Below are 15,813 nucleotides of genomic sequence, written 5' to 3' on the forward strand. Positions count from 1 at the left end.
GCACAAAATCAACTCGTTATAGATATTTGTACAAAATGTTTGTAACTTTTACAATTGCCATTTTTTTGACAACCATTTTTGCTTCACCAATAGCTGCTCGCCTTATATACTATTGTGCCTGCTAAATTTATTGGAATTATCTGGTGAAGTGGTTTAAACGAATTACCATCGCTCTATTTAGCCTAGCCCTTTTGGGAATAGGTGCAATTGCTGCGGCCTATTTTTATGTGCTGCCGGACCTCCCCGATGTTACCACTCTTAAAACCGTAAAATTGCAAACTCCATTACGAATTTACAGCGCTGATGGCAAATTAATTTCACAATTTGGCGAAAAACGCCGCATTCCAGTCGAATATGAGCAGGTACCGCAACAATTGATTAATGCGGTGCTCGACACAGAAGACGCCCGTTTCTTCGAACATAAGGGGATCGACCCCATCGGCATCATACGTGCCGCCGTGATTCTGGCTACCACAGGTAAGAAGAGTCAGGGGGCGAGTACCATCACCCAGCAGGTTGCCCGCGGTTTCTTCCTCTCCAGAGAGAAGACCTATATTCGCAAGATCAAAGAGATCTTTCTCGCCCTGAAAATCGAGCAAGCCCTGAATAAGAAAGAGATCTTAACCCTCTATCTCAACCGCTCTTTCCTGGGTAACCGCGCCTACGGTGTCGGCGCCGCCGCTCAGGTCTACTATGGCAAGGAACTCGAAGAGCTTACCCTGCCAGAGATGGCCATGATTGCCGGTCTGCCACAGGCGCCTTCTGCCGCCAACCCTATACGTAATCCAGCCCGCGCGATGAATCGTCGCAACTGGGTACTCAGCCGTATGCTGGAGAAAGAGAACATTACCCAAGACGAGTACCAGGAAGCGATAAGAGCGCCTATCACCGCCAGGTACCATGGTGCCGAGGTAGAGCTCTATGCACCTTACATCTCAGAAATGGCTCGCGACTATCTGGTCGAAAAACTCGGTGAAGAGGAAGCCTATACTGGCGGTTACAACGTCTATACCACTGTCGACTCTCGCCTGCAAATGCTGGCCCAAGAGGCACTGCGCAACAACGTCTACGCCTATGACGAGCGCCACGGCTATCGCGGCGCGACTAAGGTGTTATGGGACGCAGAAGGCGCGAGCAAGCTAGATGAGGCCCAAATCGTCACGCAGCTGAAGCAGACTCAAAGCTTCCAAGGGCTCGAGCCCGCCGCCGTGATCGAGGTTGCCGAGCAGAGCGTCAAGGTTATCAATACGAAGGGCGAAACCCTCACCCTGGAGTGGGAAGGACTCAAGTGGGCGCGCAAGTTCATCAGCAACAAGCGTCAGGGCAAGGCACCTAAAACCGCTGGTGAGATCCTCAAGGCTGGCGAACAGGTCTGGATCCGCAACAACGGTAACATCTGGCAGCTGTCGCAAATTCCTGAGGTGGCCAGCGCCATCGTCTCGCTGGATCCTAAGGATGGCGCCATCAAGACCCTAGTGGGCGGCTACAGCTTTCACACCAGCCAATACAACCGTGTCACTCAGGCCAAGCGTCAGCTGGGCTCCAACATCAAGCCCTTCATCTATACAGGTGCGCTTGAGAAAGGCTACACCTTGGCTACGCTGATCAACAACGCGCCGATCAACAACGCCGACATACGCCAGGGCACTGCGTGGCGACCTAAGAACTCACCCGATAAGTACACAGGGCCGACACGCCTGAGAGTCGGTCTGGCACAATCGATCAACGTCATGTCGGTACGCGCCATGCGCTATACCGGGCTAGAAAGTGCTATCGACACCCTGGTCAAGTTCGGTTTCGACCGCGATGATCTACCACAAAATGAGTCCCTGGCGCTGGGCTCACCTTCGGTGACGCCGCTGCAGGTGGTCACCGCCTTCTCGGTATTTGCAAATGGCGGCTACCGGGTCGCGCCTTACTTTATCGACCATATCGACAATGCCTACGAGCAGATGGTAGAAGAAGCTAGCCCTACGCTAGCCTGCACACCTGAGTTAGCCGAGCCACAGACGCTGCCAACGGACGATCCTTTCGCTGCGATGGCGCAGGAACTACCTAGTCAGGAATTGGCAAATCAAGAGGTATCAGGCCTAGAAGTCGCGAGCCAGGAGGCTAACGCCGATGATCCTAGCTGTCCGAGCACGGCTCGCCACGCACCACAGATCATCAGTAAACAGACAGCCTTCCTTATCACCGAAGCCTTGAAGAGCGTAATCTGGGGCGGAGGCGATTGGAGCAAGGGCACAGGATGGAACGGCACCGCCTGGCGCGCCGCCCGTGTGGTAAACCGTCACGATATCGCGGGTAAGACAGGTACCACCAACGAATCGAAAGATACTTGGTTCAGTGGCTTCACACCGACGCTGGCAACTACCGTATGGGTCGGCTTCGACGATCACAGCATCGAACTGGGGCGCACCGCTTGGAACACCAACGGCGCGAAAGATCAGATCTCGGGTGCCGAAGCCGGTGCCAAGACCGCCGGCCCAGGCTGGAACGAGTTTATGAAGAATGCCCTCCAAGGCACGCCTGAGCTACCTTCTCCGCCACCGGAAGGGATAGTTTCGGCCCGTATCGACCTGGCCACAGGCAAGTTGAGCCGTAAGACAGACTACACCACCAAGTTCGAGTATTTCATCCAGGGAACTGAGCCGAAGGAATTTGCCACCGAGGCGCAGACTCAGGAAGATATCTTTATCGACGATTCGGTAGAAGATCTGTTCCAATAACCTTCAGATGGGCTGGTGTCACTCACCACCAGCCCAGTCAATTCTACTGGACTTTAGCTATTTTTCAGTGAGTTCATAGCGCCAATTTTTTGGTGCGAATAAAACTTTAGATGTAAAAAAACCTGCGACTGCAGGTTTTTTAATCGATTGATTAGACAGAATTTATCTAAACTAGCCCTTGGCAGCCAACGCAGCCTTCACCTGAGTGAGTGAGGTACCACCCAGCGCCTCACGTTTTGCCAGACAAGAGTCTATCGTCAGACATTGATAAACATCTTCCTGGATGACACTGGCGAACACCTGCAGGCTAGCCAACTCGAACTCTTCGATAGGTTTCTTCTGGGCGATCGCCTCGACCACGACCTCACCCACCACATGATGCGCCTCTCTAAACGGCATGCCTTTGGCCACCAGGTAATCTGCAAGCTCGGTTGCATTGGCATAACCCTGCTGGGCCGCCGACAGGGTATTCTCTCTGTTGACCTTTAAGCCTGAGAGTACCAGAGCCGCCATCTCCAGACAAATAGACCAGCTGTCCATCACGTCAAACAGGCCCTCTTTGTCTTCCTGCATATCCTTGTTGTAAGCCAGAGGCAGTGCCTTCATGGTGGTCAGAATGCCCATCAGGCTGCCATAGACACGGCCCGTCTTGCCACGGATCAGCTCAAGCGCATCTGGGTTTTTCTTCTGCGGCATCAAGGAAGAGCCAGATGTCACCTGATCGTCCAGTTCGATAAAGCCCGCCTCACCGCTATTGAAGAAGATCAAATCTTCGGCCATGCGGCTCAGGTGCATCATGCTGATGGCTGCATCGGAACATAACTCGATCACATGATCCCTGTCAGACACAGAATCTAAGCTGTTAAGGGTTGGCGAGGCGAATCCCAATGACTTAGCCAGCGCGTATCTGTCCATTGGATAAGCGGTACCAGCCAGCGCACCCGTGCCCAGCGGACAGGTATCGAGACGCTGCAGACAATCTTGCAGACGGCTGATATCACGCTCAAACATCTCCACATAGGCCAGGCACCAGTGACCGAAGGCCACAGGCTGCGCCCGCTGTAGGTGAGTGTAGCCTGGCATGACGGCGTCCAGCTCACGCTCAGCAAGTGACAGTAAGGCTGCCTTTAACTGTGCCAGCAGTTCGAGCAGGGCTTGGCCCTCCTTCTTGCACCAGAGCTTAAGATCGGTCGCCACCTGATCGTTACGCGAGCGGCCTGTATGCAGCTTCTTACCCAGGTCACCGACCTTGGCGATCAAGGCCTGCTCGACGAAACTATGAATGTCTTCGGCACCGGAGGCCAAGATGGTCTCTGGCTGATCCTTCACCTCGGCCAACAGTTCTTGCAACGCCTGCTTGAGCGACTGACACTCCTCCTGGGTAAGAATGCCCACACCTGTGATGGCATCGGCCCAGGCAATGGAACCGACAATATCTTCTTCCACCAGCCGATAATCGACCGGCAGGGAATCGTTGAAAAGTTTAAACAGTGCGCTGCTCTCTTGGCTAAATCTTCCGCCCCATAACGCCATCTCACTATCCTCTTAAATCTGCTCTTAAATTTGCTCGTAAATCTGCTCTTAAAATAAAGGAGCGTTCGCCGCCCCTTTATTACCTAGTCGACTCTACTTAACGTTTAGCGCCCGGATACGGCTCGCCAATGAATAGAGACGAATGAAGCCTTCCGCATCTTTCTGGTTATAGACTTCGTCTTCACCAAAGGTGGCAAATTCCTCAGAATACAGACTATTAGGAGAACGTTTCTTCACCGCCTGCGCCTGGCCCTTATAGAGCTTAAGTACCACTTCACCGTTCAGCAGGTTCGCCAGTGGCTGAGAGGCCCCCAGCAGCGATTCACACAGTGGGGTAAACCAACGACCGTCATAGACCAGGTGCGCCATCTTGGCACCTACCTGCTCACGCCATTCTCGGCTGGTCTTGTCCAGTACCAGCTCTTCGATTGCTCTGAGCGCGGCAAACATTACTGTGCCACCTGGCGTTTCGTAACAACCACGAGACTTCATGCCCACCAGACGGTTTTCGGTGATATCGATGCGGCCCACGCCATGGGCGCCGGCAATCTCATTAAGGGCCATCAGGGCACCATAAGGAGTGTATGACTGACCATTAACCTTAGTAATACGACCAGCTTCCATCTCAACCGACACATACTCTGGCTCATCGGGCGCATCTTCTGGCGCAACCGTCATGGTCCATACTTCTTTGCTAGGCTCATTCCACGGATCTTCCAGCTCACCACCTTCGTGGGAGATGTGCCAGGCGTTGGCGTCACGGCTATAGATCTTGGTGGCCGAGGCGGTCGTCTTGATGTTGCGCTCAGCCAGATAGTCCAGCAGATCTTCACGGCTCACCATGCTCCACTCACGCCAAGGAGCGATCACAGTAAGGTCCGGTGCCAGGGCGGCAAAACAGCCCTCGAAACGCACCTGATCGTTACCCTTACCGGTACAACCATGACATACGGCGTCTGCGCCCACTTTACGTGCCACTTCCACCTGTGCCTTGGCGATAATAGGTCTGGCCATAGAGGTGCCCAGCAGATAGGTGCCTTCGTAGATGGCGCCTGTCGCTATGGTGGGGTAGATATAATCGGCCACCAGCTCCTCTTTCAGATCCACGATATGGCACTCGGACGCACCCGAGGCGATAGCCTTCTCATGCAGCCCTTCAAGCTCCGCCTCGCCCTGACCCACATCGGCGCAGAAGGCAACGATCTCACAGTTATCATAGGTCTCTTTTAGCCAAGGAATGATCGCCGATGTATCCAGACCACCCGAGTAGGCCAATACCACTTTTTTTACCGATGCTTTGTTGTTTTCGATAGACATTTCGTTTTCCTAAATACTCAATTCGTTGGCCCAATCACCATTGGGAAAATTCGTTAACTCAGTAGGGTCACCAACACGGCATTTTGCGCATGCATGCGGTTCTCTGCCTGTTGCAAGATCAGTGAGCCGGCCCCATCGACCACCTCGGCAGCCACCTCGACACCACGGTAAGCGGGTAGGCAGTGCATAAAATATTTGGCTCCCGCCTTGTTCATCATATCGGTATCTACATGATAAGGCGCAAATTTGGCTTTGATCTCATCTAGACTGGCGTTGTCTCCCATGGAGATCCAAGTATCAGTATAGATGGCATCATGGCCGGCGATCGCCTCGACATCTGAGCTCAATACCAACTCGCCACCATGAGCCTCGGCAATCGCTTGCGCCTCCAGCACCACCTTACCGTCGGGGAAATGCCCCTGCGGGCAGATCACCGTCATCTTGGCACCCAGCAGCGCCGCGCCATACATGAGCGAGTGGGTCACGTTATTACCATCGCCTACATAGGCCAGCTTTACCTTGCTGACATCATCGAACTGCTCCGCCAAGGTCAGAAAATCCGCCAGCCCCTGACAAGGATGGTACATGTCCGACAACGCGTTGATCACAGGCACAGTGCCATGTTCGGCGAGCTGCTCTATGGTCGAATGGGCAAAGGTTCTCGCGACAATGGCATCGGCCCAACAAGAGATGTTGGCGGCAAAGTCGGATACCGGCTCACGCTTGCCCAAGGCACCATTTTGCTGATCCAGGTAGAGACAATGACCACCTAACTTATTGATACCGATATCGAAGCTTACGCGGGTTCGCAGCGATGGCTTCTCGAATAACATCACCACACTCTTACCGTCGAGTGCCTTGCGATAGTCTTCTGGGTTGGCCTTGATCGTCTTCGCCAGGGCGAGTAAGTCGATCAGCTGCTGCTGGTTAAGCTCTTTTATCGATAGTAGGTGATTCATATATCTACTCCTAGATGAATACTGCTCTCATGTTCCGTTTAATTAATGTGGCATGACCTGAGTGCCGATAGACTCGCCCTTCTCCAGCGCGCTCAACTGTTCGGCGTCGCGCCATGAGGCCACCTGTACCGGCTGCCCCATCCACTGGGCAACCTCTAATGCCGCCTCGACCTTGACCTTCATCCCCTTCTCGATGACGCCTAACTTGGTCAGTTCATCGGCGTGGGCCTTATCCAGGGTCTTGATCAGCTGTCCCTTACCATCGAGCACGCCGCTCACGTCAGACAGCAACACCAGCTGGCCTTCCACCAGCTTGGCGATCACGGTCGCCGCCTGATCGGCGTTGACATTCAGCAAGTTGCCCGCATCATCTACGGCAATCGAGCTGACAATTGGCATCCAGCCCTGGGCCAACAGGAAGTTCAGATAAGTCGGGTCATTGGGCGACACTTCACCCACAAAGCCAAGCTGCTCATCTTTGATGCTGCCATTGACTATGGCGCCATCGCACAGGCTCATGCCCACAGTCGTGATACCCGCCTTGATGGCACTGGCCTGCAAGATCTTGTTAGAGGTACCCGCCAGCGCACCAACCACAATAGGCACCTGCTCTTCGGGGGTGACACGCAAACCGTCCAGCTTGACCGTCTCCATGCCATTGGCCTTGAGCTGCTCGTCTACCAGGCAACCGCCGCCATGAACCAAGATGACAGATTGGCCCGACTTGATGATGTTGGCCGCGCTCGCCATCAGGCGTGCCAGCCCCATCTCACACTGCATCAGGGCGCCACCCACTTTAAGCACTAAGGTTTTCTTATTTGCCGACATAGCTACTTCTCTCTCACAGGTGACAATATTAATAATCGAAATGAATCTTTATGCATTGATGCGCCTGACTCGCCGCACCTTTCATCAGATTGTCGATAGCGCTCGCCACCACCAGATAGCCATTGAGGGGATCATACTTCCATCCCAGCAGGCAGTTAGGGGTATGCACCACATCGTCAACCTTAGGAAATTGATTATGGTACACATTCACCAGAGGTGCCGACTCATACACCTCATAGGCCTTGGCAATATCGGCTTCGCTCACCCCGGGCTTCATCTGCACGGTAATGGTAGCCAGAATGCCACGCTTAAAGTTGCCCAGGTGAGGGGTGAAGATCACCTGCTGCCCCAGCTGAGTCGCTATCTCGGGTTGATGTCTATGACCCAGCACACCGTAGGGCGTTAGGCTCACCTCGCAGAAGCTGGTGTGCAGCTGCGCCTTTCTGCCGGCACCTGTTACGCCGCTGACGGCGTTGATCACCGGCAGGCTGTCTGTCATCAGATCTTTCAGGGGTTTTAACGCTGTTAGTGAGGCTGTGGGATAGCATCCAGGCACGGCAATCATCTTGCTGGCGGAAATCGCCTCGGCGTTCCACTCCGTCAGACCATAGACGGCCTCGGCCAACACCTCTGGGTAGATATGCTCGAAACCGTACCATTTGGGATACTGTTCGCTATCAGAAAAACGGTAGGCGCCGGAAAGGTCGAACACCGCCAGACCCGCCTGATAGAACCAGGCCGCCAGGTGCAGGCTCACACCATGGTCGGTCGCCAACACCACGGCATCGGCCTCATCGACTATGGTCTGCTTGGCCTGCTCTGTTAGCGGTGCCAGGCTAAGATCGATATGGCTGTAAACCGGATACAGGCTAGCCAGAGTTTTGCCCTTATCAAGACTGTTTTCAGAAACATAGAGGCCTTGAATCTTAAGCTGATCATCGGCCTGGATCAGTGAAGTAACCTGAGCACCTGTGTAACCACTGGCGCCAATTATCGCTATGCTTTTCATACTTTATGACTTCTATATTGTGTTAACGGTAAAAAAGAGAGGGGCACTGCTTAAGCCCTGGTATAGATACCAATATGACAAGATTATCGTCGCAGGAAGTGATTACAGCTAACCTTATATGCAAAAAGTAAGAAGAAATTGTTCATTTTTTATCTCTAAGTTAAGCCTTTAATAATGGCGCTCGTTTTAGCTGTTTGATAGACTAACACAACAAACTAATTATGCAATAATATTGAATAGATATTTTTAAATAAAATTGGTGATTTGAGTCAAATGATGAAAACCTTTCCCGATATCAAGCAATCCTTTCGCGAGCTGATCGCTACCCCGTCCATCAGCGCCCTGGAAGCCGAACTCGACATGAGCAACCAAGGCGTGGTGACCCTGCTGAGCCAGTGGCTCACCGATCTGGGCTTCGACTGCCAGATGCAGGCCGTCCCCGACACCCGTGGTAAACACAATCTTCTGGCCAAGATCGGTCAGGGACGCGGTGGGCTGCTGCTGGCAGGCCATACAGATACCGTCCCTTTCGACGAAGGCCGTTGGAACCAAGATCCCTTTACCCTAACGGAGAAGGATAATCGCTGGTATGGGCTGGGCAGCTGCGACATGAAGGGTTTCTTCGCTCTGGTCATAGAGGCGGTGCGCCAGATGCCAACCCAAGATTTCGTTCGGCCGCTCTACATACTCGCCAGCGCCGATGAAGAAACTACGATGAATGGCGCCAAGGCCTTCGCCCAATCTAAGGCCATCGCACCTGAATATGCACTCATAGGCGAGCCCACCGGCCTAAAGCCTGTCTATATGCATAAGGGACACCTGGCACAGGGCATCCGCATCACGGGACGCAGCGGTCACTCTTCGGATCCGGCCAAGGGACTCAACGCCATAGAGATCATGCATCAGGTGATAGGCCAGCTCCTCAAGCTGAAGCAACACCTGACGGAGCACTACCGCGAAGAAGCCTTCAGCGTGCCCTATCCCACCATGAACTTTGGCCATATTCACGGTGGCGACGCCGCCAACCGCATCTGCGGCTGCTGCGATCTGCACCTGGATATCCGCCCCCTCCCCGGCCTGCCGTTAGAGGTCTTAGAGCAACTTCTGATCCAATATCTCGCCGAGCTGAGTCAGCGCTATCCTGGCGCCATCAGCATAAGTCAGCTCTATCCCGGCTCCCAGCCCTTCGCGGGACAGGCAGATGCGCAATGGTCACAGCTGGTCGCCCAGCTATCGAATCAGGCCCCCGAGGTAGTCAACTATGCGACCGAGGCTCCCTATATTCAGCAACTGGGCTGTCAAACCTTGGTCTGGGGACCGGGCAGCATAGAGCAGGCACATCAGCCCGATGAGTACCTGGACACCGCCTACATCAACAAAACCGTCGACTTGCTAAAACAGTTGATTTACCACGCCTGCATAAAGGCGCCATAAAAAATTCATGCAAGGTGATATAGAACACATAAGCATACGATATGAAGATATGCCGTATTGACCTAAACCTGATAGCCTAGGTATGGTGATTGATTAACTCGTGGGTATGGAGCATTTATGACAGATATGTACGCGTCGCTGCGATCCAATGTGGGCACATTAGGCCAAATATTAGGCGATACTATTCGCACACACATGGACGAGCCCTTTTTAGATAAGATTGAACAGATCAGACACCTGGCCAAGAGCTCACGCCAAGGCAACGATACTGCCAGGGAACAAATGCTTACCCTACTGGCCGCCTTACCCGACGAAGAGTTGGTACCATTTGCCAAGGCCTTCAACCAGTTTCTCAACCTGGCCAATATCGCCGAGCAGTTCCATACCATCAGCCGCAACTGTGACGAGCTGGTCTGCGTGCCCGATCCTGTGGATCAACTCCTGGGGCGCATGCTAAATGGGCGCATTGACCAAGATAAGATGCTCGAGTGTTTGCAGACACTGGATATCGATCTGGTGCTTACGGCGCACCCGACCGAGATCTCCCGTCGCACCCTGATCCAGAAATACTCCGCCGTGGTCGATTGTCTCGCCACCATGGAGAACCCGCAGCTCACCGAGCGCGAGAAGAAACAGAATCACCTCAGACTCAGGCAGCTTATCGCCCAGATCTGGCACACCAACGAGATACGCCACGAACGCCCAACGCCAGTGGACGAAGCCCGCTGGGGACTGAGCACCATAGAAGCCTCACTCTGGCAAGCCATTCCCGACTTTCTGCGCCAGCTCAACGAGCAGGTCGAAGAGCGCACCGGCAAGCAGCTACCCAGCGACATAGCCCCCATCCGCTTCTCCAGCTGGATGGGTGGCGACCGCGACGGCAACCCCTTCGTCACCGCCAAGGTCACCCAGGAAGTATTGGATCGCAACCGTCACACGGCGGCGCGCCTCTACCTCAAAGATGTGGTCTTGCTGGTCAACGAACTGTCGATGGAGGAGGCCAACGAGGAACTACTGGCCCTCACAGACAACAGCCACGAGCCATACCGCGTGGTGCTGCGGGAGCTAAGACAGAAGCTACGCGACACCATAGATTACCTAAATGCCCGCCTCGAGGGGCATTCACCCGAGGTGGATCTCGATAGCCTTATCTGGCATGAGGATGACCTCAAACAGCCCTTGACCCTGCTTTACCGCAGCCTGACCGAGTCGGGCATGAGCCTGATCGCCAACGGCCTGTTGCTGGATATGCTGCGTCGTCTGGCCTGCTTCGGTATCCATATGTTGCGCCTGGATATCCGACAGGATGCCCAGCGCCATAGCGATGTCATCGCCGAGCTGACCCGTTACCTGGGCCTTGGCGACTTCGACCACTGGGACGAACATGAGAAACAGGCCTTCCTGCTGCGGGAACTAAGCGGCAAGCGTCCGCTGATCCCCCATAACTGGGAACCGAGTGCCGAGGTCGCCGAGGTGATCAGCACGGTCAGATTGATCGCCAGCCAGTCGCCTAAGGCCCTGGGCTCCTATGTCATCTCCATGGCCAGTCAACCGTCGGATGTATTGACTGTGCTCCTGCTATTGAAAGAGGCAGGATGTCAGCATCCGATGCGGGTTGTACCACTGTTCGAGACCTTAGAGGACCTCAACAACGCCGCCAGCTGTATCTCGGCGCTATTCGCCATCGACTGGTACCGCGGCTACTGTAAGGGCAGCCAGGAGGTAATGATAGGCTACTCAGACTCGGCTAAAGATGCCGGCGTAATGGCGGCCGCCTGGGCTCAATACAGTGCGCAGGAAAAACTGGTGAAAGTCTGTAACCAGGCAGACATCAAACTCACCCTGTTCCACGGTCGTGGCGGCACCATAGGCCGCGGCGGCGGACCAGCCCACAAGGCGATCTTATCGCAGCCACCGGGATCGGTAGATGGCCGCATCAGAGTGACAGAGCAAGGCGAGATGATCCGCTTCAAGTTCGGCCTGCCTAAGCTGGCAGTGCAGAGCCTGGCGCTCTATACCTCGGCCGTGATGGAGGCCACCCTGTTGCCGCCGCCAGAACCTAAGCCGGAGTGGCGCGAGGCGATGGAGAGACTCGCCAGTGACTCGGTCACCGCCTATCGCGCCATAGTGCGTGAGGAGCCAGATTTTGTCGCCTACTTCCGCGCGGCAACTCCTGAAGTCGAGCTCGGCAAGCTACCACTGGGTAGCCGCCCCGCGAAACGTCGGGTGGATGGCGGTATCGAGAGCCTGCGTGCGATCCCTTGGATCTTCGCCTGGTCGCAGAACCGTTTGATGCTCCCCGCCTGGCTAGGCGCCGGCGAAGCGCTGCAGCAGGCTGCCGACCGTGGCGAACTCGCCCTGTTAAGGGAGATGGAGCAGCAATGGCCCTTCTTCGAGACACGCATCTCCATGCTCGAGATGGTCTACGCCAAGGCCGAACCTAACCTGGCTAAGTACTATGAGACCTGCCTGGTGCCGCAAGAGCTACATCATCTCGGCGAAGCCCTACGTAGCCGTATGGCGACAGGGATCAAGGTGGTCTTGGAGCTGACCCAGTCCGACGCCCTGATGTCGCATACTCCATGGAATCGTGAGTCGGTAGAGCTTCGTAATCCCTATATCGACCCGCTCAACTTCCTCCAGGCCGAACTCCTGGCGCGTACCCGTAAGGAGCAGGCTGGATCAAGCAATGTCGAGCTGGCACTGATGCTCACCATCGCCGGCGTGGCGGCGGGCATGAGAAACACGGGTTAATGAAAAGCCTAGCCCTAATAGGCGTGCTGATGCTGAGTTTGACTGCATGTGTCAGTCAATACAGCATCAGCGAGCGCCAGCTCACCAACTACCTGAACGACGAGATGCATTTCGAGGTCAAAGAGGGCAATCGTTTCTTTGGCATAGAGATGAAGATCAATGATGTGAAGGTCAAGCTTGGCCACAAGGCCGACACCATGGCGATCACGGCTAACAGTCTGATCAAGGTGGCCAACCCGCTGATGCCGCTCAATGCCACCATGACGGCCGAGTTCGAAGCCAAACCTTGGTATGATGCCGACCAGCACAGTCTCTATCTTAAGGAGCTTACCCTGGTCAGCCTGAGATCTGCTCCAAAGGATCTCGAGCAGGCCATAGGCCAGGTGAGTCCTCAGATCATGGGATTCATGACCCACTTCCTCGAGACCCAACCTGTGTATGTGCTCGATACCCAAGAGGGTAATCAGGCGCTTGTCGCCGAGATGACCAAACGTATCCAGGTCGTTCCGGGCAAGATTAATCTCATCTTTAAAGATTAACCTCGCCGCGTAAGTTCTTCTATTTAAGTCACCTCTGTTTGAGGCATGTCGGTTTAAGGCGCCATTATGCTTGGCGCCTTATCTAGTCTATCTTGCAAATCGCGGATAAGAGGAATAGTCCACCAGAACGGGCGACTCCTGCAACTCACGCCTGAGCATATCCAAGGCAACGGCCGTGCTCAGCAGCCTTACCAACTCCCGGGAACGCGCCGGAAACTTAAGCATCTGGCTATAGACGCCTTGCCGAGTCGCCAGGGCGATCGCCACAGTGCCAACCGGCTTTGCCTCGCTGCCACCATCGGGCCCGGCAATGCCACTGGTCGCCAACGCATAGTCGCTGTCTAGCAGGCTTCTTGCCCCCTTGGCCATCTCCTCAACCGTGGCGATAGAGACTGCCCCATGGTCATCTAGGGTCGCGGGCTTAACCCCCAATACGCGCACCTTAGACTCGTTGCTGTAGGTCACCAGCCCCTGATCCAGGTAATTGGAGCTACCGGCAAAGGCCACTAGATTGTTGGCGATCATGCCACCGGTACAGGACTCGGCAATACTCAAACGCTTACCCGAAGCCAGCAACCCGTTGTGGATCACCTGTGCCAGTGAGGTAACGTTGTGGCCGACGACCGCATCGCCTAGACGAGCGAGCACCTCAGCCTTGACCCTGTCTAATTCGCCGATAGCTGCTTTCCCTCGGGCAAACAACTTAATCTCGATATAGGGCATGAAGGAGCGATAGCCTAAGGTCATGCCATCCGGTAAAGGCATACCCTCTAGCTTATCGGCCAGTGCCGATTCCCCCTGACCTATGGTCAGTAGCTTCTGCACCTCGACTTCGACATGGCTATCGGAAATCTGCTCCACAAAAGGAATGAACTGCTCGGTCACCATCTTCTTAAACTCGAAAGGCACACCGGGAGTAAAGAAGAGCCAGGCACGATTGAGCTTCACTCGAAAGCCACAAGCCGTGCCGACAGGATTGTCCACCATAATGGCCGAAGCGGGTAACATCGCCTGTTTCAGGTTGCTCTCTGGCATGTGTCGACCGTTACGGGTAAACCACTCTTGAATACGCTCCCGCCACAGGGTGCACTCGACCAGAGGCTCGCCCTTGGCAATGGCCATCGCCTCGGAAGACATATCATCGCTGGTCGGGCCGAGCCCGCCATTGACCAGGATGACATCGGCGTGCTCGCTACGCTGACGAAACACCTCGACCAGATCGTCCAATCTATCGCCTACCGTGATCCGCTGCTGCATCTCTATGCCGTGGTCCATCAAGGCATTTGCCGCCCATGCCGCATTGGTATCGACTATCTGTCCGGACAACACCTCTTCACCGGTGCAGATCATTTCTATTTTCATATCCATCCTTTGAAACTAAGCCATTTCACTTGGCCATAAGGTAGGTAAGGCCGCGTGGAATAGCAATAGACAATCTTGCGGCTCGCTCGATATTCATGCGACTTGGCGTTATGCGGTGTTTACAGATTCTTTAGTTCTAAGCAAAAACGAACCCATTTCTAAATGCAAACTAGACTCAATAAATAATTAACCCAATTCGGCAATAGGTAGAATGATTATGTATAAACTCGCAGCCATGGGCCTATTAGCGCTCAGCTCCTTGTCGCTGAACGCGGCTACGGATATGTTTCTCAAGATAGATGGCGTCGATGGCGAGAGCCTGGACGCACAACACCGCAACGAGATCGATGTACTCGCCTGGTCTTGGGGAGCAAGTAGCGATATGCGACGCACCTGCATTCAAGATATCAGTGTGACCAAGTATGTGGATAGCGCCTCACCCCAGCTCCTCATGAACCAGATGAGCCACATGCAATACCCTAGAGCGACGCTGACGGTGCGCAAGGCGGGTGGAACGCCTCTTGAGTATATAGTGATCGAATTACGCGACGTATGGGTCTCAAGCCTGTCTACCGGCGGCTCAGGCGGCGAAGATCGCCTCACCGAGAACATCACCCTAAACTTTGAAGAGCTCAAATATCAATACACGCCACAAAAGGCAGATGGCAGCGGTGGACCTGCGATCTCGGCCACCATCACAAGCGAGAAATGCAGATAGGCGATGAGAGACTGTATTCCTATGGCTTAGTGCATGAGCATTTTGAAGAGACAGAAACGAAAAAAGCCTCTGCACTCTTATGTACAAGAGCATGCAGAGGCTTTCGTCTTAATGTTGGTGGGCGCATATCGCAAAGCGATGTGCTCATGCGCGCGAAGTGAAACGAGCTGGGGAGGACGGGACTCGAACCCGCACTCTCGCTTTCTATTAAGACAGAGCCTAAAACTCCATGGAAGGAGTGAATGCTGTAGATTATCTGGAATTCTGCTCTCGACCACAGGCTTTTTGCACACAACGAAAAAAGCCCTAGCATTGCTGCTAGGGCTTTCATCTTAATGTTGGCGGAGCGGACGGGACTCGAACCCGCGACCCCCGGCGTGACAGGCCGGTATTCTAACCAACTGAACTACCGCTCCTTTAGTAAAACGCTTACGCGGGATACTAAATTAGGCGCCTGGAAATGACCTACTCTCACATGGGGAGACCCCACACTACCATCGGCGCGATTGCGTTTCACTTCTGAGTTCGGGATGGGATCAGGTGGGACCACAATGCTATGGTTTCCAGACAAATTCTTACTGGTTAATTCTTCGTCTGACGGCATTGTTTCCTCGCTGCAGTGCTCATGTAC

The 15,813-nt window shown here is 54.2% G+C and carries 11 protein-coding genes, 1 tRNA gene and 1 rRNA gene; 5 read left to right on the top strand and 8 right to left on the bottom strand.

Translation table 11 applies throughout. The annotated features are described in order from the left end of the window. The first annotated feature begins 143 nt into the window (after positions 1 to 143). Entirely contained in the window at positions 144 to 2,729 is a 2,586-nt protein-coding gene (locus tag AYI87_RS17140; RefSeq protein WP_144203906.1) for a penicillin-binding protein 1A, read from the top strand. A gap of 171 nt (positions 2,730 to 2,900) precedes the next feature. Here AYI87_RS17140 and argH read toward each other — a convergent pair whose 3' ends face one another. The 5 genes from argH to argC all read right to left on the bottom strand — a co-directional run bounded on the left by argH (position 2,901) and on the right by argC (position 8,375). Beyond that, positions 2,901 to 4,262, bottom strand: a complete 1,362-nt coding sequence (gene argH / locus AYI87_RS17145; RefSeq protein WP_144203907.1) for an argininosuccinate lyase — start codon at positions 4,260 to 4,262, stop codon at positions 2,901 to 2,903. 93 nt (positions 4,263 to 4,355) lie between these two features. Next, positions 4,356 to 5,579 carry an argininosuccinate synthase gene (locus tag AYI87_RS17150; RefSeq protein ID WP_144203908.1) on the bottom strand — a complete coding sequence of 408 codons (1,224 nt, stop codon included), beginning with the start codon at positions 5,577 to 5,579 and terminating at the stop codon, positions 4,356 to 4,358. Positions 5,580 to 5,632: 53 nt separating this feature from the next. Continuing rightward, positions 5,633 to 6,538, bottom strand: coding sequence for an ornithine carbamoyltransferase (locus AYI87_RS17155; protein ID WP_144203909.1), 906 nt, complete (start codon positions 6,536 to 6,538; stop codon positions 5,633 to 5,635). A gap of 42 nt (positions 6,539 to 6,580) precedes the next feature. Further along, the gene (gene argB / locus AYI87_RS17160) at positions 6,581 to 7,366 is read right to left on the bottom strand and encodes an acetylglutamate kinase (RefSeq protein ID WP_144203910.1); all 786 of its coding nucleotides are present in this window, start codon (positions 7,364 to 7,366) and stop codon (positions 6,581 to 6,583) included. A 28-nt stretch (positions 7,367 to 7,394) separates the two neighbouring features. After that, entirely contained in the window at positions 7,395 to 8,375 is a 981-nt protein-coding gene (gene argC / locus AYI87_RS17165) for an N-acetyl-gamma-glutamyl-phosphate reductase (RefSeq protein WP_144203911.1), read from the bottom strand. Positions 8,376 to 8,651: 276 nt separating this feature from the next. On the opposite strand from argC, the gene argE reads away from it, so the two are divergent. The 3 genes from argE to AYI87_RS17180 all read left to right on the top strand — a co-directional run bounded on the left by argE (position 8,652) and on the right by AYI87_RS17180 (position 13,102). Further along, entirely contained in the window at positions 8,652 to 9,809 is a 1,158-nt protein-coding gene (gene argE / locus AYI87_RS17170; RefSeq protein WP_144203922.1) for an acetylornithine deacetylase, read from the top strand. 117 nt (positions 9,810 to 9,926) lie between these two features. Beyond that, positions 9,927 to 12,563 (top strand): phosphoenolpyruvate carboxylase, encoded by a 2,637-nt coding sequence (gene ppc / locus AYI87_RS17175; RefSeq protein ID WP_144203912.1) that lies wholly within the window; start codon positions 9,927 to 9,929, stop codon positions 12,561 to 12,563. After that, positions 12,563 to 13,102 carry a DUF1439 domain-containing protein gene (locus tag AYI87_RS17180; RefSeq protein ID WP_144203913.1) on the top strand — a complete coding sequence of 180 codons (540 nt, stop codon included), beginning with the start codon at positions 12,563 to 12,565 and terminating at the stop codon, positions 13,100 to 13,102. Before ppc ends, AYI87_RS17180 begins: the two co-directional genes overlap by 1 nt. 87 nt (positions 13,103 to 13,189) lie before the next feature. On the opposite strand, the gene AYI87_RS17185 is transcribed toward AYI87_RS17180, so the two are convergent. Next, positions 13,190 to 14,464 carry a CinA family nicotinamide mononucleotide deamidase-related protein gene (locus AYI87_RS17185; RefSeq protein WP_144203914.1) on the bottom strand — a complete coding sequence of 425 codons (1,275 nt, stop codon included), beginning with the start codon at positions 14,462 to 14,464 and terminating at the stop codon, positions 13,190 to 13,192. A gap of 217 nt (positions 14,465 to 14,681) precedes the next feature. Between AYI87_RS17185 and AYI87_RS17190 the strand changes: the two genes are divergently transcribed. Continuing rightward, on the top strand, positions 14,682 to 15,182 hold the full coding sequence (locus AYI87_RS17190; RefSeq protein WP_144203915.1) for an Hcp family type VI secretion system effector: 501 nt from the start codon (positions 14,682 to 14,684) through the stop codon (positions 15,180 to 15,182). A 339-nt stretch (positions 15,183 to 15,521) separates the two neighbouring features. Here AYI87_RS17190 and AYI87_RS17195 read toward each other — a convergent pair. Then, positions 15,522 to 15,598, bottom strand: a tRNA-Asp gene (locus AYI87_RS17195). A gap of 36 nt (positions 15,599 to 15,634) precedes the next feature. Beyond that, positions 15,635 to 15,750, bottom strand: a 5S ribosomal RNA gene (gene rrf / locus AYI87_RS17200). Positions 15,751 to 15,813 lie beyond the last annotated feature (63 nt).

This window comes from Shewanella sp. KCT, assembly GCF_007636505.1.
GTDB lineage: Bacteria > Pseudomonadota > Gammaproteobacteria > Enterobacterales > Shewanellaceae > Shewanella > Shewanella halotolerans.